At 69.4% G+C, this 21,578-nt stretch carries 16 protein-coding genes; 4 read left to right on the forward strand and 12 right to left on the reverse strand.

Annotated elements, in window-relative coordinates:
• Nucleotides 1-65: 65 nt before the first annotated feature.
• Nucleotides 66-767 carry a ribonuclease HII gene (locus ACOKM3_RS12935; RefSeq protein ID WP_426900049.1) on the reverse strand — a complete coding sequence of 234 codons (702 nt, stop codon included), beginning with the start codon at nucleotides 765-767 and terminating at the stop codon, nucleotides 66-68.
• Between the two features lie 52 nt (nucleotides 768-819).
• Nucleotides 820-1,446 (reverse strand): TetR/AcrR family transcriptional regulator, encoded by a 627-nt coding sequence (locus ACOKM3_RS12940; RefSeq protein ID WP_426906781.1) that lies wholly within the window; start codon nucleotides 1,444-1,446, stop codon nucleotides 820-822.
• A gap of 256 nt (nucleotides 1,447-1,702) precedes the next feature.
• On the opposite strand from ACOKM3_RS12940, the gene ACOKM3_RS12945 reads away from it, so the two are divergent.
• Nucleotides 1,703-3,259 carry an MFS transporter gene (locus ACOKM3_RS12945; RefSeq protein WP_426900051.1) on the forward strand — a complete coding sequence of 519 codons (1,557 nt, stop codon included), beginning with the start codon at nucleotides 1,703-1,705 and terminating at the stop codon, nucleotides 3,257-3,259.
• A gap of 29 nt (nucleotides 3,260-3,288) precedes the next feature.
• Here the strand turns inward: ACOKM3_RS12945 and ACOKM3_RS12950 are convergent, their stop codons facing one another.
• The 3 genes from ACOKM3_RS12950 to ACOKM3_RS12960 all read right to left on the reverse strand — a co-directional run bounded on the left by ACOKM3_RS12950 (nucleotide 3,289) and on the right by ACOKM3_RS12960 (nucleotide 5,579).
• Complete coding sequence (locus tag ACOKM3_RS12950; protein WP_426900053.1) at nucleotides 3,289-4,191, reverse strand: ADP-ribosylglycohydrolase family protein; 903 nt, start codon at nucleotides 4,189-4,191, stop codon at nucleotides 3,289-3,291.
• Between the two features lie 12 nt (nucleotides 4,192-4,203).
• Complete coding sequence (locus ACOKM3_RS12955) at nucleotides 4,204-4,863, reverse strand: histidine phosphatase family protein (protein ID WP_426900055.1); 660 nt, start codon at nucleotides 4,861-4,863, stop codon at nucleotides 4,204-4,206.
• 110 nt (nucleotides 4,864-4,973) lie between these two features.
• Nucleotides 4,974-5,579, reverse strand: a complete 606-nt coding sequence (locus ACOKM3_RS12960) for a YdbC family protein (protein ID WP_426900056.1) — start codon at nucleotides 5,577-5,579, stop codon at nucleotides 4,974-4,976.
• Between the two features lie 147 nt (nucleotides 5,580-5,726).
• On the opposite strand from ACOKM3_RS12960, the gene ACOKM3_RS12965 reads away from it, so the two are divergent.
• Entirely contained in the window at nucleotides 5,727-6,266 is a 540-nt protein-coding gene (locus tag ACOKM3_RS12965) for a TerD family protein (RefSeq protein ID WP_426900058.1), read from the forward strand.
• 116 nt (nucleotides 6,267-6,382) lie between these two features.
• On the opposite strand, the gene ACOKM3_RS12970 is transcribed toward ACOKM3_RS12965, so the two are convergent.
• Nucleotides 6,383-9,277: a vitamin B12-dependent ribonucleotide reductase gene (locus ACOKM3_RS12970; protein WP_426900060.1), complete on the reverse strand. Its 2,895-nt coding sequence runs from the start codon at nucleotides 9,275-9,277 to the stop codon at nucleotides 6,383-6,385.
• A gap of 139 nt (nucleotides 9,278-9,416) precedes the next feature.
• A complete protein-coding gene (nrdR, locus tag ACOKM3_RS12975) occupies nucleotides 9,417-9,962 on the reverse strand; it encodes a transcriptional regulator NrdR (protein ID WP_426906782.1) in 546 nt (181 codons plus the stop codon).
• A gap of 529 nt (nucleotides 9,963-10,491) precedes the next feature.
• Here nrdR and lexA point away from each other — a divergent pair.
• Nucleotides 10,492-11,277 carry a transcriptional repressor LexA gene (lexA, locus tag ACOKM3_RS12980; RefSeq protein WP_426900062.1) on the forward strand — a complete coding sequence of 262 codons (786 nt, stop codon included), beginning with the start codon at nucleotides 10,492-10,494 and terminating at the stop codon, nucleotides 11,275-11,277.
• Nucleotides 11,278-11,357: 80 nt separating this feature from the next.
• Here lexA and ACOKM3_RS12985 read toward each other — a convergent pair whose 3' ends face one another.
• The 5 genes from ACOKM3_RS12985 to ACOKM3_RS13005 form a co-directional block, all read right to left on the reverse strand.
• The gene (locus ACOKM3_RS12985) at nucleotides 11,358-13,391 is read right to left on the reverse strand and encodes an ATP-dependent DNA helicase (RefSeq protein ID WP_426900064.1); all 2,034 of its coding nucleotides are present in this window, start codon (nucleotides 13,389-13,391) and stop codon (nucleotides 11,358-11,360) included.
• Nucleotides 13,392-13,431: 40 nt separating this feature from the next.
• Nucleotides 13,432-15,489, reverse strand: coding sequence for an IucA/IucC family protein (locus ACOKM3_RS12990; RefSeq protein WP_426900066.1), 2,058 nt, complete (start codon nucleotides 15,487-15,489; stop codon nucleotides 13,432-13,434).
• A gap of 40 nt (nucleotides 15,490-15,529) precedes the next feature.
• Nucleotides 15,530-16,402 (reverse strand): GNAT family N-acetyltransferase, encoded by an 873-nt coding sequence (locus ACOKM3_RS12995; protein ID WP_426900068.1) that lies wholly within the window; start codon nucleotides 16,400-16,402, stop codon nucleotides 15,530-15,532.
• Between the two features lie 13 nt (nucleotides 16,403-16,415).
• Nucleotides 16,416-18,377 carry an IucA/IucC family protein gene (locus ACOKM3_RS13000; RefSeq protein ID WP_426900070.1) on the reverse strand — a complete coding sequence of 654 codons (1,962 nt, stop codon included), beginning with the start codon at nucleotides 18,375-18,377 and terminating at the stop codon, nucleotides 16,416-16,418.
• Nucleotides 18,378-18,476: 99 nt separating this feature from the next.
• Complete coding sequence (locus ACOKM3_RS13005; RefSeq protein WP_426906783.1) at nucleotides 18,477-19,892, reverse strand: diaminobutyrate--2-oxoglutarate transaminase family protein; 1,416 nt, start codon at nucleotides 19,890-19,892, stop codon at nucleotides 18,477-18,479.
• Nucleotides 19,893-20,353: 461 nt separating this feature from the next.
• Here ACOKM3_RS13005 and ACOKM3_RS13010 point away from each other — a divergent pair, with 461 nt between their 5' ends.
• The gene (locus tag ACOKM3_RS13010; protein ID WP_426900072.1) at nucleotides 20,354-21,577 is read left to right on the forward strand and encodes a trypsin-like serine peptidase; all 1,224 of its coding nucleotides are present in this window, start codon (nucleotides 20,354-20,356) and stop codon (nucleotides 21,575-21,577) included.
• Nucleotide 21,578: the final 1 nt, after the last annotated feature.

Here is a 21,578-nt window from a genome sequence, read left to right on the forward strand (position 1 = left end):
CTGATATCTATCAAACGCAGGTGCGGCTCGCGTCAACGGGTGGCACGTCAGTGCGAGCGTGGCGGTCAGAAGTCGAAGCCGAGCTGGCCCTCGATCTCCGGAACGCCGACGTCCGCCCAACTGCGGGCCTTCTTGAGGTGCCGCCACTGGGGCAGCGCATCAAGATACGCCCACGAAAGCCGGTGGTACGGGGTGGGCCCCCGTTCCTCCAACGCGGCGCGATGCACCGGCGACGGGTATCCGGCGTTCGCCGCAAACCCGAAGTCTGCATGGTCGATGCCCAGTTCGGCCATCATTTTGTCGCGGCGGACCTTGGCGATCACCGACGCCGCGGCGACGGCGATGCAGGAACGGTCCCCCTTGATCACCGTACGAACCTGCCAGGGGGCACCCAGGTAGTCGTGCTTCCCGTCGAGGATGACCGCATCCGGCCGGACCGGCAGGCCCTCGAGGGCGCGCACGGCGGCGAGCCGGAGGGCTGCCGTCATCCCCAGGTCATCGATCTCTTCGTGCGAGGCGTGCCCGAGGGCGTGCCCGGACACCCAGCTCTCCAGCTCGACCGCGAGAGTCTCGCGGCGCTTGGGGCTGATCAGCTTGGAGTCGGTGAGGCCTTCCGGCGGACGGCGCAGCCCGGTGACGGCGGCGCAGACGGTGACGGGACCGGCCCAGGCACCGCGACCGACCTCGTCGACACCGGCAATGATCTTGGCACCGGTAGTGGCGCGCAGTGAGCGCTCGACGGTGTGGGTGGGTGCTTCGTACGGCATGGCGGCAAACAGCGTACGCCGCCCGGGTACCGTCGCGACACCCGGCTCGCCATCAAGGCGCCTGGCGACGCAACAACGGGACCATCACGTGGTCGATCATCTCCACCAGATCCCTCTCCCCCCATTCGCTCCCGCAAACTTTCGAGCGATACATCATCAGCGCCGGAATCACGTCACACACGCTCGCCTCGTCGACATCCGGTCGCACCTCGCCTCGCTCGACACCGCGACGAACGACTTCCTTGATCAGCTCGACACTGGGTTCGATGACCCCCTCGGTGATCACACTGTGGAAGCGCTCCGCGGTGAGGGTGTCGCATTCGTGAAGCACCGAGCGCAGCGCATAGCCGGGCCGCGAGTACATGGCCGCCCGCAAGCGGCGACACAGCTCCAGCAGGTCCTCGCGCACACTTCCGCACTCCGGCGCGGAGTCCAGCGCGGGCAGTCCCGCCTGGAGCGCGTCGACGACGAGATCCTCCTTGGAGGGCCAGCGCCGGTACACCGCGGCCTTGCCGGTCTGCGCGCCCGCGGCGACGCCTTCCATCGTGAGGCCGTTCCAGCCGACCGTACTGAGCTGATCCAACGCAGCTTCCAGAATGGCCCGTTCGAGCACGGGGCCACGCCTGCGAAGCGCGGCGGCCGCCTGAGCGGGGGCGACCGACCGACGTGAACTAACCATCATCATCTCTCCGTTGAGCCGTCCGAGAGCGGTTCGGACGCGCGGCAGCGAGCTCAGCACACGCTCACGTGCGCTGATGGGGAGCCACCACCGAGCATCTCAGGCTTCACCCCCTCCTTTCGATGGGTCGACGGCGATGTTGTTCCGGCACACGCGCAACTCCCTTAAAGAACGCTTGTGTTCACTATGACGGGGACGCTACGATCCCGCACAGGGAACGTGACCGTTCCCTAATTATGCCCATGGGGGATCGCTCGTGACACAGGATCAGATCCAGGCACAACCGGCTCCACCCAGTAAGCCCCGCGCCACCGCGCGCCCACCTCGACCCGGCATCGCGCTGGCGGTGATCGCCGCATGCCAGCTGATGGTCGTGCTCGACGCCACCATCGTGAACATCGCCCTGCCCCACATCCAGACGGAGTTGGGCTTCTCGACCAACAACCTGACCTGGGTGATCAATGCCTACGCGCTCACCTTCGGCGGCCTGCTGCTCCTGGGCGGCCGGGCCGGCGACCTGCTCGGGCGCCGCCGCATGTTCATCACCGGTATCGCCCTGTTCAGCCTCGCATCGCTGTTAGGCGGATTCGCCCAGGAGCCTTGGCAGTTGCTCGCGGCCCGCGCGCTTCAGGGCGTCGGCGGCGCGATCGCGTCGCCCACCTCGCTGGCCCTCATCGCCACCACGTTCCCCGAAGGGCCCGAGCGGAACCGGGCGTTCGGGGTCTTCGCCTCCGTATCCGCCGGTGGCGGCGCCGTCGGACTGCTCGCAGGGGGGATGCTCACCGACTGGCTGGACTGGCGTTGGGTGCTCTTCGTCAACGTACCCATCGGCGTACTGATCGCCCTCCTCGCCCCTCGCTACATCAAGGAGTCGCAGCGCCACCCCGGCCGGTTCGATCTGCCGGGCGCCTTCACTTCGACCCTCGGCATGGCCGCCCTCGTGTACGGATTCATCCGTGCCGCCTCCGAAGGCTGGAGCGACAGCCTCGCCATCGCGTCCTTCGGTGCGGCCGCGGTCCTCCTGGCCGCCTTCGTCGCCATCGAAAGGCGCACCAGCCAGCCGATCACGCCCCTGAAGCTGTTCAGGGACCGCAACCGTTCCGGCACCTACGCGATGATGCTGAGCCTCGCCGCAGCGATGTTCGGCATGTTCTTCTTCATCGTGCTCTTCGTGCAGAACGTGCTGCACTACAGCCCGGTCAAGGCCGGACTCGCCTTCCTCCCGGTGACCGCCGCCATCGTGCTCGGCGCAGGGATAGCCACGAACCTGCTGCCCCGGCTCGGTCCCAAACCCTTCATGACCGTGGGCTGCCTGCTGACCGCCACCGGCATGGGCTGGCTGACGCTCATCGACCCCAGCAGCTCCTACCTCAGCGGCATCCTCGGCCCGATGCTCCTGTTCGGCTTCGGCATGGGCCTGAACTTCGTCACGCTGACCCTGACCGCGGTCTCCGGCATAGCCGACAGCGAGTCCGGTGCGGCGTCCGGCATGCTCAACACCACACAGCAGGTCGGCGGCGCCCTCGGCCTGTCGGTCCTCACCACGGTCTTCAGCAGCGCCGGCGAGAGCGAGGCCAAGAAGCAGATCCCGAAGTTCCTCGCCGAAGGCTCACCGGAACAGAAGGCCGAGTTCGCCAAGACCCACCGGCTGCCCGCTCCGTGGAACGACTCGGTGCTCGCTCACGGCATCAGCAACGCCTTCATAGCGGCCGCCTCGCTGGCCGTGGTCGCGGCGCTCATCGCCTTGTTCATCATCCAGGTGCGCAAGAGCGACCTGGAGGCGCTGAGCGGGAAGCCCGGGGCCTCGATCTGAGGGGCACTCCCCCGGACCTGTGCTGTGCCCTACGCGGTCGGCGCCCAGGCCGGCAGTGGCTCGGTCCGCCCGAGCCACTCGGCCGAGGGCGCCCCGTCCGCGCCGGAGGCGACGATGCCGCCCACGATCGCGCAGGTCGTGTCCATGTCGCCGCCGACCTGGGCCGTGCTCCAGAAGGCCTCCTCGAAGTCGCCGAGGCCTCGCGCCGCCGACCAGACGGCGAACGGCACGGTGTCGTGCGCGGTCGTCCTCCGGCCGCAGCCGAGGACCGCCGCCACCGTGGACGCGTCACCGTAGTCGAGCATGTCCTTGGCGCGGCGCAGACCGGCTCCCACCGCGCTGCGCGGCACGAGCGAGATCACGCCGTCCAGCAGGTCCTGCGGCGTGGGAGGCCCCGCGGGATCGGCCACCAGAGCGGCAGCGGCAGCGACTGCCATCGAACCGACGACCGCCTCCCGGTGCTGATGCGTCGGGTAGGCGGAGATCTCGGCCTGATGCGTGGCCTGCTCGGGGTCGTCGGCGTAATAGGCGCCGAGCGGCGCGATCCGCATCGCCGCGCCGTTGCCCCACGACCCCCGCCCGTTGAACAGCGCGGAGGCCAGGGTCCGCCAGTCCTCACCCTCCCGGACCTGCTGCAGCAGCCGGTTCACGGCAGGGCCGTACCCCCGGTCGACGTCCTGGCGCTCCGCGAAAGATCGCGCCAGCTCGTCCTGGTCGACGCGCTCGTGAGTGGCCAGGACGGACACCACTGAAGCGGCCATCTCGGTGTCGTCGGTCCACTGCCATGTGCCGTCCGGCAGCGCGCGGGCCTTGAGCAGCGGATAGTTCGCGGGAACGAAGAATTGTGATCCCAGCGCGTCTCCCACGGAGAGTCCGCGCAGGCTGGACAGGGCGCGGTTCAAGCGCCCGTCGGGTGAGGAGTCAGCGGTCATCGCATCGACACTCTATCCGGTGACTCCGTACGATTCCGGTTCGCACCAGCGGTCAAAGGGGCGGTCCATTTCGTACTTTCCGTTCTCCCCGAGAACGAGCAACCGCATCTCCGCGTTCCCCGGGTTCGACAGCGACTCGAATTCCGCGACGGACCAGTGGAACCAGCGCATGCAGAACAGCCGCATGGTCAGCCCGTGCGTCACGAGCAGGACGTTCGGCGGATGGTCCGGGTCCTCGAAGCTGCGGTGCAGGCTCTCCAGGAACGCGCCCACCCGGTCGTACACGTCCGCTCCCGACTCACCCTGGGCGAACCGGTAGAAGAAGTGCCCATAGGCGTCGCGATAGGCCTTCTGCAGCCGTACGTCCTCGCGGTCCTGCCAGTTTCCCCAGTCCTGCTCCCTGAGCCGGGGCTCTTCTCGGATGCGTACGAGATCGGGGTCGAGCCGGAAGGCGCGGAAGGTCTCATGGGTGCGCCGGTACGGCGAGACGTACACGCTCACCCGCTCGCGTCCGAAGAGCCGCCGGAGATCCTCGCCGGTGGTCTCGGCCTGGCGCCACCCCTTGTCGGTGAGCGTCAGGGCGTGATCGGGCTCGCGCTCGTAGATGGTGTCGTCGGCGTTGCCTTCGGATTCGCCGTGCCGGACAAGAACGATGCGCCGCGGTCGTGCCATGCACACGACCCTAGATCGCCGGGCGGGTTCGAGCACCCGTGCGGACTGCGCGGCGGAGATCGCGTGGATCACAGCGGTCGCCCGACGTGCACGCGCGCGTGGTCATGCGTTCAGACCGTCCAGGTCGATTCCAGTTCCACGATGTCCCCGGTGATGGCCGCGATGTCGGCATCCGTCTGGGCGCGCGCCGAAAGCCGCTCCACCCGGTCGACCTGGTACTTGCCGTGCTCGGCCGCCGAGCGCCACATGGAGAGGACCAGAAACTCGTCTCCTGGGGCGTCGCCGAACAGCCCCCGGACCATGCCGGGCGAGCCGGCCATCGCGGGGTTCCACACCTTCTGCTGCATCAACGTGTAGTGCTCCGCCCGATCGGCGTGCACCGTGCAGTGCGCCACCCGCACCACGTCCGCGTCCGTGAACCGCGGCTCGAACCCCGTCTTCACATCGAAGCGATGGTCGAAGAGCTTCACCTGGATGTTCTTGTACGTCCCCGACTGCGCGGCCGCGAGCCGGTCGTGGGAGCGCGCCATGAAGGAGTCGTAGAAGGCACGGCTCTCCCAGAAGCCGAAGACGTGGGCCACATCGGCCCGTTGCCTGCTCCAGCCTCCACCCTGACCTCGGAAGCCCGGCTCTCCCAGAAGCCCCGCCCACTTCCGCTGTCCCCGCTCGAAACCCCGACGGTCCACCACAGTGCAACGAATCCACTTGACCAGCACCGCGCCATCGTACGGCGCGCCGGCCATCTGCCGCGGTGGTCCCGAACCCACGGTCGAGAGGCCTCTGCGGGGATGGGCGTGTTGTTGTCAGTGGGACCACGTAGCGTATCCGTAGCACTCAACATCGCACCGAGGAGGGGGAGTTCGGTGAGCAGTCTCCGCAAGGGAATCGAGAAGATCGAGATCGGCCTGAAGTGGGACCCGAGCCCGATGGGTTCGCCTCCCCACGACCTGGACCTGATCGCCGCGGCGTACACGGAGGACGATCCGCACGGCAGCCCCGCGTACATCGTCCATTTCGACAGCCGTTCGCCCGACGGGACGATCACGCTCAACCGGGACAGCAGGACCGGGCAGGGTTTCGGTTTCGACGAGGTCATGACGCTCGAACTGGAGCGGCTCGCACCCTCGTACGCGCGCGTGGTCGTGGGCGTGGCCATCCAGCAGGACGAGCAGTCGACCGGCCGCGCCAAGATCTTCGCCGACATCCCGAACACGGCAGTACGTATAAGAGAGGGCTACACCGACCTGTCGCTGCACGACTTCTCGGTGGTCTCCGGCGCCTCTGCTACCACGGTCGCGGAGTTCACCCGGGGCACCGACGGGGAGTGGGTGTTCCACGAGGCGGTACGGGGCTTCGACGACGGCGATCTGAACGCGTTCGCCGGCGCGATGGGCGCTCTGTAGACACACCCGGCGAGCCCGTGGCGGGACCCGGGTGTCAACACCGAAGGGCGGCGGAACCGTAGTGGTTCCGCCGCCCCTCAGTTCAGGCGTTCAGCCGGATCGGCCGATCGGTCGGATCAGCTGCAGCCGCTGGTCGAACCGCAGCCCTCGCAGATGTAGCAGGAGCCGGCCCGCTGCATCTTCGTTCCGCAGGAGAAGCAGAGCGGGGCGTCGGCCTGGATGCCCAGCTGCATCTCGACGAGCTCGGCGCTGGTGTGCGCCTGCTGCGGCACGGACTGCGCGGTGGCGCCCTCGGCCTGCGGCGTCTCGACGGCCTTCAGCTCCTGGGCGCGGGGCGCCGACTGGGCCAGGGACTCGACGTCGACCTCGTCCTCGTTCGGCTCGTAGGAACCCGTCTCCAGGTGACGCTGACGCTCCTCGGCGGAGTGGATGCCGAGCGCGGAGCGCGTCTCGAAGGGCAGGAAGTCGAGCGCCAGGCGGCGGAAGATGTAGTCGACGATCGACTGCGCCATCCGCACGTCCGGGTCGTCCGTCATGCCGGCCGGCTCGAAGCGCATGTTGGTGAACTTCGAGACGTAGGTCTCCAGCGGCACGCCGTACTGGAGGCCGACCGAGACGGCGATGGAGAAGGCGTCCATCATGCCCGCGAGGGTGGAGCCCTGCTTCGACATCTTCAGGAAGACCTCGCCGAGACCGTCGTCCGGGTAGGAGTTGGCGGTCATGTAGCCCTCGGCGCCGCCCACCGTGAAGGAGGTGGTGATGCCGGGACGGCCCTTCGGGAGGCGCTTGCGGACCGGGCGGTACTCGATGACCTTCTCGACGGCCTCGCGGATCGTCGCCTCGGTCTTCTCGGTGACCTCGGCCTTCTCCTGCTCCTTCTTCTTGGCGGAGAGGGGCTGGCCGACCTTGCAGTTGTCGCGGTAGATGGCGAGCGCCTTGACGCCCATCTTCCAGGCCTCGAAGTAGACCTCCTCGACGTCCTCGACGGTCGCCGTCTCCGGCAGGTTGACCGTCTTGGACAGGGCGCCGGAGATCCACGGCTGGATGGCCGCCATCATGCGGACGTGGCCCATCGCGGAGATGGAACGCTCGCCCATGGCGCAGTCGAACACCTCGTAGTGCTCGGGCTTGAGGCCCGGGGCGTCGATCACATTGCCGTGCTCGGCGATGTGGGCGACGATCGCCTCGATCTGCTCCTCCTGGTAGCCCATGCGGCGCAGGGCCTGCGGCACGGTGCCGTTGACGATCTGCATCGAGCCGCCGCCGACCAGCTTCTTGAACTTGACCAGGGCGAGGTCGGGCTCAAGGCCGGTGGTGTCGCAGGACATCGCGAGACCGATGGTGCCGGTCGGGGCGATGACGGACGCCTGGGCGTTGCGGAAACCGTTCTTCTCGCCGAGGCGGACGACGTCCTGCCAGGCCTCCGTGGCGGCGGCCCAGATCGGGGTGTCCAGGTCGTCGATGCGGACGGCCGCCGTGTTGGCGTCGGCGTGCTGCTTCATGACGCGCTGGTGCGGCGTGGCGTTCTTCGCGTAGCCCTCGTACGGGCCCACGATCGCGGCGAGCTCGGCCGAGCGCTTGTAGGACGTACCCGTCATCAGCGAGCTGATCGCGCCGGCGAGGGCGCGGCCGCCGTCCGAGTCGTAGGCGTGGCCGGTCGCCATGAGCAGGGCGCCCAGGTTCGCGTAGCCGATACCGAGCTGACGGAAGGCGCGGGTGTTCTCGCCGATCTTCTGCGTCGGGAAGTCCGCGAAGCAGATGGAGATGTCCATCGCGGTGATGACCAGCTCGACGACCTTCGAGAAGCGCTCGACGTCGAAGGACTGGTTGCCCTTGCCGTCGTCCTTCAGGAACTTCATCAGGTTCAGCGAGGCGAGGTTGCAGGACGTGTTGTCCAGGTGCATGTACTCGCTGCACGGGTTCGAGCCGTTGATGCGGCCGGACTCCGGGCACGTGTGCCAGTGGTTGATGGTGTCGTCGTACTGGATGCCGGGGTCGGCACAGGCCCAGGCGGCCTCGGCCATCTTGCGGAAGAGGGACTTGGCCTCGACCTCCTCGATGACCTCGCCGTCCATGCGGCTGCGCAGGCCGAACTTCGAGCCGGACTCGACGGCCTTCATGAACTCGTCGTTCACGCGGACCGAGTTGTTGGCGTTCTGGTACTGGACGGACGTGATGTCGTCGCCGCCCAGGTCCATGTCGAAGCCCGCGTCACGCAGGGCGCGGATCTTCTCCTCTTCCTTCACCTTGGTCTCGATGAAGCCCTCGATGTCGGGGTGGTCGACGTCGAGGATGACCATCTTGGCCGCGCGGCGCGTGGCGCCACCCGACTTGATCGTTCCTGCAGAGGCGTCGGCACCGCGCATGAAGGAGACCGGACCCGAGGCGTTGCCGCCGGAGGACAGCAGCTCCTTGGAGGAGCGGATGCGGGAGAGGTTCAGGCCGGCGCCGGAGCCGCCCTTGAAGATCATGCCCTCTTCCTTGTACCAGTCGAGGATCGACTCCATGGAGTCGTCGACGGACAGGATGAAGCAGGCGGAGACCTGCTGGGGCTGCGGCGTGCCCACGTTGAACCACACCGGCGAGTTGAAGCTGAAGATCTGGTGCAGGAGGGCGTACGCCAGCTCGTGCTCGAAGATCTCGGCGTCGGCGGGCGAGGCGAAGTACTTGTGGTCCTCGCCGGCCTTCCGATACGTCTTCACGATGCGGTCGATGAGCTGCTTGAGGCTCACCTCGCGCTGCGGGGTGCCGACGGCTCCCCGGAAGTACTTGCTGGTGACGATGTTGACCGCGTTCACCGACCAGAACTCGGGGAACTCGACGCCACGCTGCTCGAAGTTGACCGAGCCGTCGCGCCAGTTGGTCATGACGACGTCACGATGCGCCCATTCCACCTCGTCGTACGGGTGCACTCCAGGGGTGGTGTGGACGCGCTCGACACGCAGACCCTTGTTGGCCTTGGCTCCCTTGGCCCGGGAACCTCGTGCCGGGCCGCTCGCCGTCTCTGTCATGCTGCCGCCTCCCATATATCGGGCTAAAACGCCCTAAAGTGCCCGGATCTTCCCGCGCACGGTGTCTGTCTTGTGTTGCGGCCGCCGCTCTTGCCGCCCGCAACAGGTCTTGGGGTCGCCGCCGCCCGGCCCGTGGCCGTCAGTCGGCGGCGTGGGCGGGCACCGGGACTTCTACAGTCCCTCCGGGCCCGCACTCGCTCTGTGTGCGCTCTTCGCCCGCGCCGCCCGTTTCGGCGCCGGGCGTTTGTTCCCTCAGTTCCGCGATCGCCGACTCGAAATCCTCCAGCGAGTCGAACGCCCGATACACGGACGCGAAACGCAGGTAGGCGACGAGGTCCAGCTGCTGAAGCGGGCCGAGTATGGCCAGGCCCACGTCGTGCGTGGTCAGTTCGGCGCTTCCGGTGGCGCGCACCGCCTCCTCGACCCGCTGGCCGAGCTGGGCGAGGGCGTCCTCGGTGACCGGACGACCCTGGCACGCCTTGCGTACGCCATTGATGACCTTGGTGCGGCTGAAGGGTTCGGTCACCCCGCTCCGCTTCACGACCATCAGCGAACACGTCTCCACCGTCGTGAAACGACGGGAGCAGTCCGGACACTGACGGCGCCTGCGGATCGACGTGCCGTCGTCGGTGGTGCGGCTGTCGACGACACGGCTGTCGGGATGCCTGCAGAAGGGGCAGTGCATGAACTCCCAACCCTCCTTCACGGCACGACTCGATAGCTCCGAGAGGCTGGTTCACGCCTCTCGCAGCAGCCCCAAGCATAGGCGATGACCACGGCCGCGTTGGACCGGGGACCACAACTTCTGGGCTGCGGATCCAATCCAACCACTACATCTGGGGTTCGGCCGAAATTTGAGCCCAAGCGCGTGTCGCGCGTGTCGCGCGTGCGGAACGCATCGCACCAGGGGCGCGGCGGGATCGCGTGGCGCCCGAATCCGTACCGGCACGCCACAACAAAAAACGAGGGCGGTGCCTGATTGACGGGGAGGCGAGTGGCAGACTGAGGGACCCACGGGCCGAACCTCGACTCCAGCGAAGAAGCGTACCGGATTGAGCTGAATTGCCACTCCGCTTCGAGGTCGCCATACACCCAGGTGCATGATCACGACAAGCAATCAACGGTTTTTCACTCGAACGTGTGTTTGGCGCAACCTTTCGAAAGGAACTACCGTTGGCTAGCTAGGGAGACATTCTCGAGAGGGGCCGACCGACGTGACCACGACCACAGACAGTGCCACCATCACTGCCCAGGGCCGCGCCCAGGGCCGACTCGAGCCGGTGCATGCCATGAATGACACAGCCATGAGCCAGGAGGGCCCCAAGCCGGGGCGCTCCCTGCCGGGCCGGCCCCCAGGCATCCGCGCCGACAGCTCGGGGCTCACGGATCGGCAGCGCCGCGTGATCGAGGTCATCCGGGACTCCGTGCAGCGTCGGGGGTACCCGCCGTCCATGCGGGAGATCGGCCAGGCGGTCGGCCTGTCCAGCACGTCGTCGGTCGCGCACCAGCTGATGGCACTCGAGCGCAAGGGCTTCCTGCGCCGGGACCCGCACCGCCCGCGCGCGTACGAGGTCCGTGGTTCGGACCAGCCCAGCGCGCAGCCCACGGACACGGCGGGAAAGCCCGCGGCTTCGTATGTGCCCCTGGTGGGCCGGATCGCCGCCGGTGGCCCGATCCTCGCCGAGGAGTCGGTCGAGGACGTCTTCCCGCTGCCCCGGCAGCTCGTCGGTGACGGTGAGCTGTTCGTCCTGAAGGTCGTCGGCGACTCGATGATCGAGGCCGCGATCTGTGACGGGGACTGGGTCACGGTCCGCCGCCAGCCCGTCGCGGAGAACGGCGACATCGTCGCCGCGATGCTCGACGGCGAGGCCACCGTCAAGCGCTTCAAGCGGGAGGACGGCCATGTCTGGCTCCTGCCGCACAACTCCGCGTACCAGCCGATTCCCGGTGACGAGGCGACGATCCTCGGCAAGGTGGTGGCCGTTCTGCGGCGCGTGTGACGCTCCCTCCCTGACCGGGCCCCGGAACCAACTGCGCCGGTTCCGGGGCCCAGCGCTGTCCGCTCCGGGCCCCGCGCGTACTACTCCCCGGCGTCTGCCTTCACCTCGTCCGCCTCCTCCGAGGCCGACGCGTCCGCCTTCTCCGCCTCCGCCTTCTTCGCTGCCGCGTCGATCGAGGAGAGCGAGCGCCGCACCTGGTTCCGGTCCGTCGTGAACCAGAAGTCCGGCATCGAGGCCTTCAGATAGCTGCCGTAGCGCGCCGTCGCCAGGCGGGGGTCCAGGACCGCGACCACGCCACGATCGCCCGTCGCCCGGATGAGGCGGCCCGCGCCCTGTGCCATGAGCAGTGCCGAGTGGGTCGCGGCCACGGCCATGAAGCCGTTGCCTCCCGCTTCCTCGACCGCCTTCTGGCGCGCGCTCATCAGCGGGTCGTCCGGCCGCGGGAACGGGATCTTGTCCATCACGACCAGCTGGCAGTTCGGCCCAGGTACGTCCACGCCCTGCCATAGCGACAGGGTGCCGAACAGGCAGGTCTCCGGGTTCGCCGCGAAGGCCTTGATCAGCTCCCCCAGAGTGTCCTCGCCCTGCAGCAGGATCGGGAACTCCGGAATCCGCGTACGCAGCTCCTCGGCCGCCGCCTGGGCAGCGCGCATCGACGAGAAGAGGCCGAGCGTACGACCGCCGGCCGCCTGGATCAGCTCGCTGAGCTCATCCGTCATGTCCGTGCGCGTACCGTCACGCGTCGGCTTCGCCAGATGCTTGGCTACGTAGAGGATGCCCTGCTTGCGGTACTCGAACGGCGATCCGACGTCGACGCCCTTCCAGACCGGCAGGCCTTCGCCCTCGGTGCCTTCGGGGGCGAGCCCCACGGAGGCGCCCACCCCGTTGAAGTCGCCGCCCAGCTTCAACGTCGCCGAGGTCAGGACGACGGAGCGGTCGGTGAAGAGCTTCTCCCGCAGGAGACCGGACACCGACATGGGGGCGACGCGCAGGGAGGCGCCGAAGCGGTCGTGGCGCTCGTACCAGACGACGTCCCACTCCGAGCCGTTCGAGATCCGCTCCGCCACGTCGTGGATGTTCTCCACGGCGGCAAGGGCCTGCTTACGGACGGCGTCCTCGTCCTGGACCGACTTGTCACGCGTGGTGCCGATGGCGGTGATCACCGTACGGGCCGCGTCACGCAGGGCCATGAGCGCGTAGCCGAGGTCCTCGGGGACTTCCTCGAGGCGGCCGGGCAGGGCCAGCTCCATGACCCGCTCGAAGCCTTCGGAAGCGGTCTGCAGCTGGTCCGCCGCCTTCTCGTTGACGAGCTTCGCCGCGCGCTTCACCGCACGGTTGACCTGCCCCGGAGTCAGCTCCCCCGTCGCCACACCGGTGACCCGCGAGACGAGTTCGTGCGCCTCGTCCACGATCAGTACCTCGTGCTGTGGCAGCACCGGCGCGCCCTCGATGGCATCGATCGCCAGCAGCGCGTGGTTGGTCACGATGACATCGGCGAGCTTGGCGCGCTCACGCGACATCTCGGCGAAGCACTCCTGGCCGTACGCACACTTCGACGCGCCCAGGCACTCGCGCGAGGAGACCGAGACCTGCGCCCAGGCCTTGTCCGAGACACCGGGCGTGAGATCGTCCCGGTCGCCCGTCTCCGTCTCGTCCGCCCAGTCGCGCATGCGCAGCAGGTCCTGGCCCAGCTTGCTGGTGGGCGCGGCCGCCTCGAACTGGTCGAAGAGGCCACCCTCCTCTTCCTGCGGTACGCCCTCGTGGAGGCGGTGCAGGCACAGATAGTTCGACCGGCCCTTGAGCATCGCGAAATTGGGGCGGCGCCGCAGGAGCGGGTGAAGCGACTCCACCGTGCGCGGCAGGTCCCGCTCCACGAGCTGGCGCTGCAGCGCCAAAGTGGCGGTCGCCACGACGACGCGCTCCCCGTGAGCCAGAGCCGGCACGAGGTAGCCCAAGGACTTACCTGTGCCGGTGCCCGCCTGGACGAGCAGATGGGAACCGTCGTCGATCGCCTCGGCGACGGTTTCGGCCATGGTCACCTGGCCAGGGCGCTCCGTGCCGCCGACAGCGGTGACGGCGGCGTGCAGGAGCTCGGGGAGTGAGGGCTTCGTCATAGCTCGACCACCCTAAACGGACCCACTGACAATCCGGCGATCACGGCTGATGCAGCGGATTGGCGACGGTGCCGTGCACGGCCGCGTGCGGGCGGTCGGCGCGGTCGCGGTAGCCGTCGAGGTGCAGCCGGTTGCGGTTGAGACACAGGCGCTCGATCTCCGGGGTGAGCAGGTCGAACATCTCGTACCGCTCCTTGAGCTCCGGGAAGCGCGCGTGGTGGCGCAGGACCTCGGCGCGCACCAGACCCCAGAACTCGTCCTCGGGCAGCCCGAGTTGCTCCTCGTACAGCGGCGCCAGGTAGCGGAAGACGCCCACGAAGAGTCCCGAATGGATGAACTGGGTCAGGAACGCGGGGTCCTCGGTGAGCAGGACCTCGCGCACGTCGTCGGGCATGGAGTCGTGCTCGGGCAGCGGCTCCGAATTGATGTTGACGTCGTCCACGAAGTCCTTGACCGCGAGCCGCACGGGCACGTCCTGGTCGTCGAAGACGACGATGGCGTTCTCTCCGTGAGGAGAGAAGACCGTTCCGTAGCGGTAGAGAAAACGCAGCAGTGGGGGCAGCAGGGCGGCGAAGAGCCTGCGGAGCCATGTCTTCGGGTCGAGGCCCGAGCGGGCGACGAGCTCCGCGACGAACGCGCGCCCTTCAGTGTCACTGTGCAACAAGGAGGCGAGCGTTCGGCCCCGCTCTCCGGGGGCGAGGTGCCGGGAGAGGGGCTCGCGCCAGATCGCGCCCAGCAATTCCTTGTATTGGTAGGGGACTTCGTCGAGCCCGTCGTACAGCGGGTGTTCCACGGTCACGGATGCGACCTCGCCCAGCAGGACGACGCCGCATTCGTCGCTCAAGAAGGAGTCTTCATCGCGCAGTGCGTGCACCCATGTGGTGACGGCAGGCGCGGCCCAGGTGCGCTCCGTCGGAAGCCCGCGCCATACAAGGGTGTTGAAGATGGAGAGCGGCAACTTCACTGTGTGCCGGTCGGGACGCGTCGTGTTCAGGAACGTACGGATGGACTGCTGGGGCAGGCGCAGATCACCGTCCGTGGGCAGCGGAACGATGTCGTTCGTGGCGATGGACGGCGCGAAGAGCGGCAGCACGATGTCGTCCCACTGCCAGGGGTGCACCGGGAGATAGAGGTATGCCGCCGGGTCGAGGCCGCGCGCCCGGAGTGCCTGCGCGAACAACTCCCGGGTCGGGCCGTCGAGTTCGCCGTCATAAAGGGAGGCGGGGTCCTCCAGGCCAGCGACGCCCCGGTAGGTGGCGAGGCCGGTGTGCACGGCAATCCACGGGAGGCGGGTGGGGCGGCGTGATTCCGGCGCCCAGCGTGAGGTGTCGGTCGCGGAGAACCCGAGACGCCCCTTGTTCAGTACGAGCCAGGGGTGGCCGGTCTGGTGTCCCTCGAGTTCGGCGTATCCGAGGTCGGCCAGCTGCGGTGCGGTGAGCGAGGTGTGGTCGAGGCGGGCGTCGGCGGCGAGGGTGACGGTGAGTTCGCGGATGAGGTGGCCGAGGGTGCTGCCGTCGAGGCCGAGAGCGTGCTTGGCGCGGAGGAGGAAGGTGAGCGGATCGGTGACGGGTTCGCGTTCGCCTTGGGGCGAGGCGGTTCCGGCGGTCCCGACCGGCTCGGCGGCCCCGGCAGGCCCGTCCGTCCCGGCTGTCCCGGCTGTCCCGGCTGTCCCGGCTGTCCCCACCGGTTCGTGTTCCGCATGGCCTGCCGGCCCGTCCTTGCCCGGCAGACCGCGTTCCCATTCCATGCTCGCCGGGTCGACCTGCCAACTGCCGTACGCGCCGCGGCGGGCGCGGAAATGGAAGGTGCCGCCGGCCTCCTTCGCGTGGGTCCCCTCGCCGCCGACCCCGCTCGCGGGGGCCTCCCCGCCGCCGGCTCCGTCGGGCCGTCCCGCAGGGAGAGCCAGGGCGTAGGGGCGGTATCCGGAGCCGGCCGGGCCGAGAGCCGTCGGTCGCAGGATGTCCTCGTAGGCGAATTCGCCGATCAGCTTGGCCAGCAGCCGGGCGCCCGCCCTGGCCCAGTTCCCGGACGTCAGCTCGGGCGGGTCGTACAGCTCGGTCGGCTCTTCGGAACTCGGGGCGACGGACGGATTCGGCACGGGGACTCCTCGGACGGGAACCGGATCGGGTCGAGGTTCGTTACAGAGAGTGACTGGCCTGGAGCACGTTGCGCAGGGCGCGGTCACGGACCATGAGCGCGGCCCGCTTGTCGGGGAGGTCCACCTCGGCGAAGAAGCGGAATCCCGCGCCCAGGAAGGCGGAGACGGAGGGGGTGTTGCGAAGGTCGGGTTCCGCGATGACGCGCGCGCAGCGCGGGCGATGATCGAGTACGAGGTCGGCGACGGCTGTGAGCAGCGTGGTGCCGAGCCCTCGTCCGCGGTCGGCGACGCCACCGATGAGGAGGTGGATTCCGGTGTCGTGCGGGCGGGCGGGGTAGTGGCGGGCCAGCGGGTCGAGGTCGGCGCGGTAGATCTCCCAGTAGCTCATGGGCGCGCCGTCGAGGACGCCGAGGCAGGGCACGCTGCGTCCGTCGCCGTCGAGTTGGGGCTTCAGGTGGTCCGCGGTGACGGTGTCGGGTCCCGCGAGCTCCCAGAAGGCGGCCACGGCGGGGTCGTTCATCCAACGGCTGAGGAGTGCCAGGTCTCGCTCGACGCGCACCGGAACGAGCTGGAACACGCCTGAGGGAGTGGTGACCGGTCCCCACTCCCCCACGTCGTCCAGCAGGTCGTGCTCGGTCAGGGCCGTGGGATCGGGGGCGAGTCGGTGCCCGCCGGCCTGCTCCGCGATGAGCGCGAGTAGTTCGTCGGGGAGACGCAGGTCCAGGGTGTCCTGGAAGTCGGCGCTGTCCGCACCGTCCGCGCTCCGCGTGTGCTCCGCGTTCGCAGCGCTGTCAGCACCCTCAGCGCCCTGCGCGTTCTCCGCGTTCCCCACGTTCCCCGCGGGTGGGGCGGGGGCGTGGGAGGCGGCAGTGGAAGTGGTGTCGGCGTCGGTGCTCGCATCCGTGGGAGGCACAGCGACGCTCCTCTCAGGTACGACGGGAATGAAAGGGGTTGGCGATGGTGACGTAGACGGACTGGGTGTCGACGGGGCCGACGAGTTCGTCGAGGCCGTGCAGCCGGGTGAGCATGTTGGCCTTGCAGCGCAGCGTGGGCGAGTCGAGCAGCAGGCTCGGCAGTGTGCTGCGCTGCCGGTTCGGACCGGTGGCGGCCTCGCCGAGGAAGCGGCGGAACGCGGCGATCAACAGCTGTTCGTCGGCGAGCCGTTGGGAACCGAAGGCTCCGATCAGGCCGAGGACGTTGTTGATGGCGAGGTAGTAGGCGAATCGCTCGTCGGTGACGTCGTCGTCGACGAAGGTATCGCTGTCCATGCCGATGCCGGGCAGACGCCGGTCGAGTTCGGCGCGGCGGGACTCGCGGAAGTAGAAGCCCTGGTTGTCCCGGTAGCGCCCGCCGGCGGGCCAGCCGTCGCCGTCCAGGAGCAGCAGGGTGTTCTGCTGGTGGGCCTCCAGGGCGACGCCGGCTTCGCCGTCGAGCCAGAGCACGGGGCGTACGACGTGTTCCAGATACCGCAGGAACCACTCGGCGGCCACGGCTCCACGGGGGCGCCCGGTGCGGGTCGCGAGCCGGTTCACCGTGTCGGCGAGGCGGGAACTCATGGCCGGGTTGCCGGTGCGGTCGGCCGGGTCGGCGGTCGGCCTGGGTGAGACGAAGCCGGCGACGCATGCCGCGTCGTCGTGGGGGCGGAAGGGGTTGGTGCGGATCATCACGTCCAGGCCCGGCACCGGTTCGCCGTCCGGGCCGTCGACGGCGAGCCAGGCCGGGTCGCGGACGACGTCGAACCCGGGGTGCGCGGCCTGCCACTGCGCTGCGAGACCGGTGCCGAGGAGCCGGTGGACCTCGACGCCCCGGTGGAGTTCCTTGCGGAGGTTCTCCCGGCGGGAGTTGGTGATGCGCAGGCCCAGGGAGAGCTTGAGCATGGCCGGCGCACCGGGCCGGTACAGCGTGCGGACGGAGGAGGTGGGGAACCAGGGCTCGCCGTGCGGTCCCAGGTCGCGCAGCAGGCCGGCGTCCAGGAGGGCGGCGGTGGCCGGGCGTTCACGCAGTTCGCGCAGCTGCCATGGGTGCACGGGCAGCGCGGCGTGTCCTGCGGGCAGCGGAAGCCCCGGCCCCGCGAGTTGGGAGGTGAGTTCGGCGGCGGTGCGGGCGCGGTCTTGTTCGGTCCAGGCCGAGTCGTGGGCGAGGACATCCGGGGCCACGGCGATCCAGTGCAGGGGGAAGGAGCCACGCAACTCCGGTGAGTAGCGGCTCGCTTCGGCGTCGGAGAGCCCCTCGCGGCTCTTCGGAGTCGGGTGCAGCGGGTGCCCGAGGAGCAGTGCTTGCTCTGCGGCGAGGAAGGGGTCGGCCTGGTCCACGGGGTGGCGGCGGCGGTCCGCGATGAAGTCGGTGGTGCGGCGCATCGAGTCGGCGACGCGGACCACCAGTTCACCACTGTCGCCGCCGGGGGCGGGCGCTTGCTGGGCAGGGCCACCTGAGGCGTCGGGGGCGTCGGCCTCGCCATGGGCCGACTCCCTGCTCAGGAGGGCGGCGAGTGCGACGGCGTCCACGCCGGGGGCGTGCGGGGGTGCGTCCTCCAGGCAGGGCAGGCCGAAGCGGTGCCAGCCGGAGGGGGACCAGTAGCGGACCGGGACAAGGAGGACGGTGCCGCTCGCGGGCAGCGGGATGCGGAGCGCACCGAAGGAAGGAGGAGCGATGTTGTTCTCGCGCACCCAGCAGCGCAGCAGGTTCTCGACCGCTGCCGCCTGGGCGGCGGTCGCGGGGTCCGGGTGTTCCAGGAGATCGACGACGGTGGTGCGGGGACGATCGGTCTCCTGGTCGCCGCCCTGCTGCCGCGGGATCGAGTCGCGCTCCTGGGCGCGCGGGGCTTGCGTGTCACAGGATCCGCCGGCGGTGGGACGGGAACGGCCGTCGGGTGCGGGGGTGGCGTTCAACTGGCTTCCTTGCGTGGGGTGGTGGGCTCCATGAGGCGGTGGTCAGGCCGGTCCGGCGTGTCACTGCCGTCTCTGGTGGTGGCGTGTCGTCGGGCGCTCCTACGACTCGTGACGGCGGGTGCGGGCGACGGACGCGAGGGCGTCCGCGAGCCGGTCCACGATGGCCGCGGCCTGCTCGTCGGTGATGGTGAGGGGAGGAAGCAGGCGTACGACGCTCGAATGACGGCCGCCGAGTTCGACGATCAGGCCGCGGTGGAGGCAGGCGTCGCGCACGGCGGCGGCGAGTTGAGGTGCGGCCGGGAGCGGGGCGGGCCCTGCGAGCAGGGGGTCACCGGCGAGTTCCTCGGCGCCGGGAGCGGGGACGGCGCCCTCCGGGTCGACGAGCTCCACGCCGATCATCAGGCCACGCCCACGGACCTCGCCCACGCATGCGAACTCGTCGGAAAGCCGGCGGAGTTGACCGAGCATGCGGGCGCCGAGGGTGGCGGCTCGCTCGGCGAGGGCGTTCTCACGGACATACGAAAGGGTGGCGGCGCCCGCGGCCATGGCGAGCTGGTTGCCGCGGAAGGTGCCGGCGTGCGCTCCAGGCGGCCAGACGTCGAGGTCGTCGCGGTAGACGACCACGGCGAGCGGCAGGCTGCCTCCGATGGCCTTGGAGAGGACCATGACGTCGGGCACGACACCGCTGTGCTCCACGGCCCAGAAGGCGCCGGTGCGGCCGACGCCGGTCTGCACCTCGTCGACGACCAGCGGGATCGAGCGCTGCTCGGTGACGGTTCGCATCCGGCGCAGCCAGGCGTCGGGAGCGGGGATGACTCCGCCCTCCCCCTGCACCGGTTCGAGAATCATGCCCGCCGGCTGCGGCACCCCGGACTTGGTGTCGTCGAGGAGCGATTCGGTCCAGCGGGCGGCGAGTTCGGCGCCGCGCGGCCCCCCGATACCGAAGGGGCAGCGGTAGTCCTGCGGATACGGCAGACGCGTCACGCGGACGTCCTGCGCCCCGCCGGAGGCTTCGAGCGCCCCCGCGGTCATGCCGTGATAGGCGCCCGCGAAGGACAGCAGGCCCGAGCGCCCGGTGGCGGTGCGGACCAGTTTCAGCGCGGCCTCGACGGCGTCGGTGCCCGCGGGGCCGCAGAACTGGATGCGGGCCCGGTCGGCGAGCCCGGGCGGCAGCGTGCTGAACAGCTCGGTGGTGAAGGCGTCCTTGACCGGGGTGGCCAGGTCGAGGACGTGCAGCGGCGCACCAGAGTCGAGCACCTTGCGGATGGCCTCGAGCACCACCGGGTGATTGTGGCCGAGCGCGAGGGTCCCCGCGCCGGACAGGCAGTCCAGATAGCGGCGGCCGTCGGCGCCCTCGATGGTGAGCCCACGGGCCCGTACCGGCACGATCGGCAGGGCGCGCGCATAGGTGCGCGCCGCGGACTCCCGCGCGCACTGACGGCGCAGGATCCCCTCGTGCGCGACGGTGTCGCGAACAGGGGTTTGCTGTGTCCCCCCGCCATACGGGGCCGGCACCGCCACGGTCTCAGGATCGGTCACAGGCACAGGATCGGTCACCGCCACGGCTGTTGGTCCTCCCGCTGGATATACGGCCGAAAAGGCCCCTCGACTCACCGATCGGCGGGGCGAGTCGGCGCGCGCTGAACACCGACTGCGGTTCCCCCGTACGTACCAACGACGGGACGGGCGGAGGAACACGGCTCGTACGGGACTCATGAGCAGACCTTTGCCAGGTACCCGGGGCGCCGACGAGCCGCAACGGTCGCCGCTCCCCCACCGCAGGCCCGAGGCGCGCCGCCCCCTAACGATCCGTACCGGCCGGAAGATCCCTCCGTGACGGAACCGTTGCTGTTCCGTCGGTCGGCCCCGACGGCACCGGCATAGGGTGGTGTGCCGTTCGGCGGCGAGGTGTCGACTCGGCTCCACCGCACACGCACGGCAGTTCAACCATTTCGAAGCCCAGGGGGATTCACGACATGCGACCCATACGCCCGCAGTTCGCCGCGCGCCGCACTCGAGGCGCGCGAAGCAGAACGTCCCCTGTGGCGGCGGCGGTCGCGCTCGGTGCTGTGGTCGCTCTGACCGCCACGGCGTGCGGCCCGGGCGAGAACAACGCGAACGACAAGCCGACCGCCTCGGCATCCGCGGGCGATGGCAAGTTCAAGATCCCGGACGACATCACGGACCGGCTCAAGGAGCACGGGATCGATCCGGACAAGTGGAAGGACGGCGAGTGGAAGAACTGGGACAAGGACAAGTGGCTGCGTGAGGCGCAGGACTTCGTCAACCCGATCATCGCCGGTCTGTGGGACTCGGACCGGATGCGGGACGCCGACAAGAACCCCGGGGGCGAGGTGGACGAGAACGACCTCTCCGGCGACCAGGGTGTGACGGACCCGGAGCCGAGGCCGGTGGCGGCCGCGGGCGTGTCCACTCCGTACCACGCGAACGCCCCGTACGCGGGCAAGCTGTTCTTCGACGGCCCCAAGGGTTCGATGGTCTGCTCGGCGACCGTGGTCACCGACCCCGCGCACCCCGGCAAGTCCAACATGCTCTGGACGGCGGGCCATTGTGTGCACGCGGGCAAGAACGGCGGCTGGTACCGCAACATCGCGTTCGTGCCCTCGTACAACGACAGTGGCAAGTCCGAGCAGGAGCTGCAGAACGCGCCAAGGAACGAGGTCGCGCCGTACGGCGTGTGGTGGGGCGACGCGGCACTGACGTCCGACCAGTGGATCGCGCAGGGCGGCCCGAGCGGCGGGGCGGGCGCTTCGTACGACTTCGCGGTGATCCATGTGACGCCTGAGAAGGGCGGCACCACCAAGTCCCTCGAGGAGACGGTGGGTTCGGCGCTTCCGGTGAACTTCAACGCGCCGGCGGTGCCGAAGGTCTCGCAGCTGACCGCGAAGGGCTACCCGGCGGCGGCGCCGTTCGACGGGCAGAAGCTGTACCAGTGCGCCGACAGGCCGGGCCGTCTTTCGCTGAGCGACGCGGACCCGACGATGTACCGCATCGGCTGCACCATGACGGGCGGTTCGTCCGGCGGCGGCTGGGTCGGCCAGGGCGCCGACGGCAAGCCGGCCCTGGTGTCCAACACCTCGATCGGCCCGGTGACGGCGGGTTGGCTCGCGGGCCCGCGGCTCGGCAAGGAGGCCAAGGGGATCTACGACTCGGTGAGCAGGAAGTTCGCCGGGCAGTAGT

Origin of the sequence: Streptomyces nidicola (assembly GCF_050106155.1) — a bacterium.
In the GTDB taxonomy this organism is placed as follows: Bacteria; Actinomycetota; Actinomycetes; order Streptomycetales; family Streptomycetaceae; genus Streptomyces.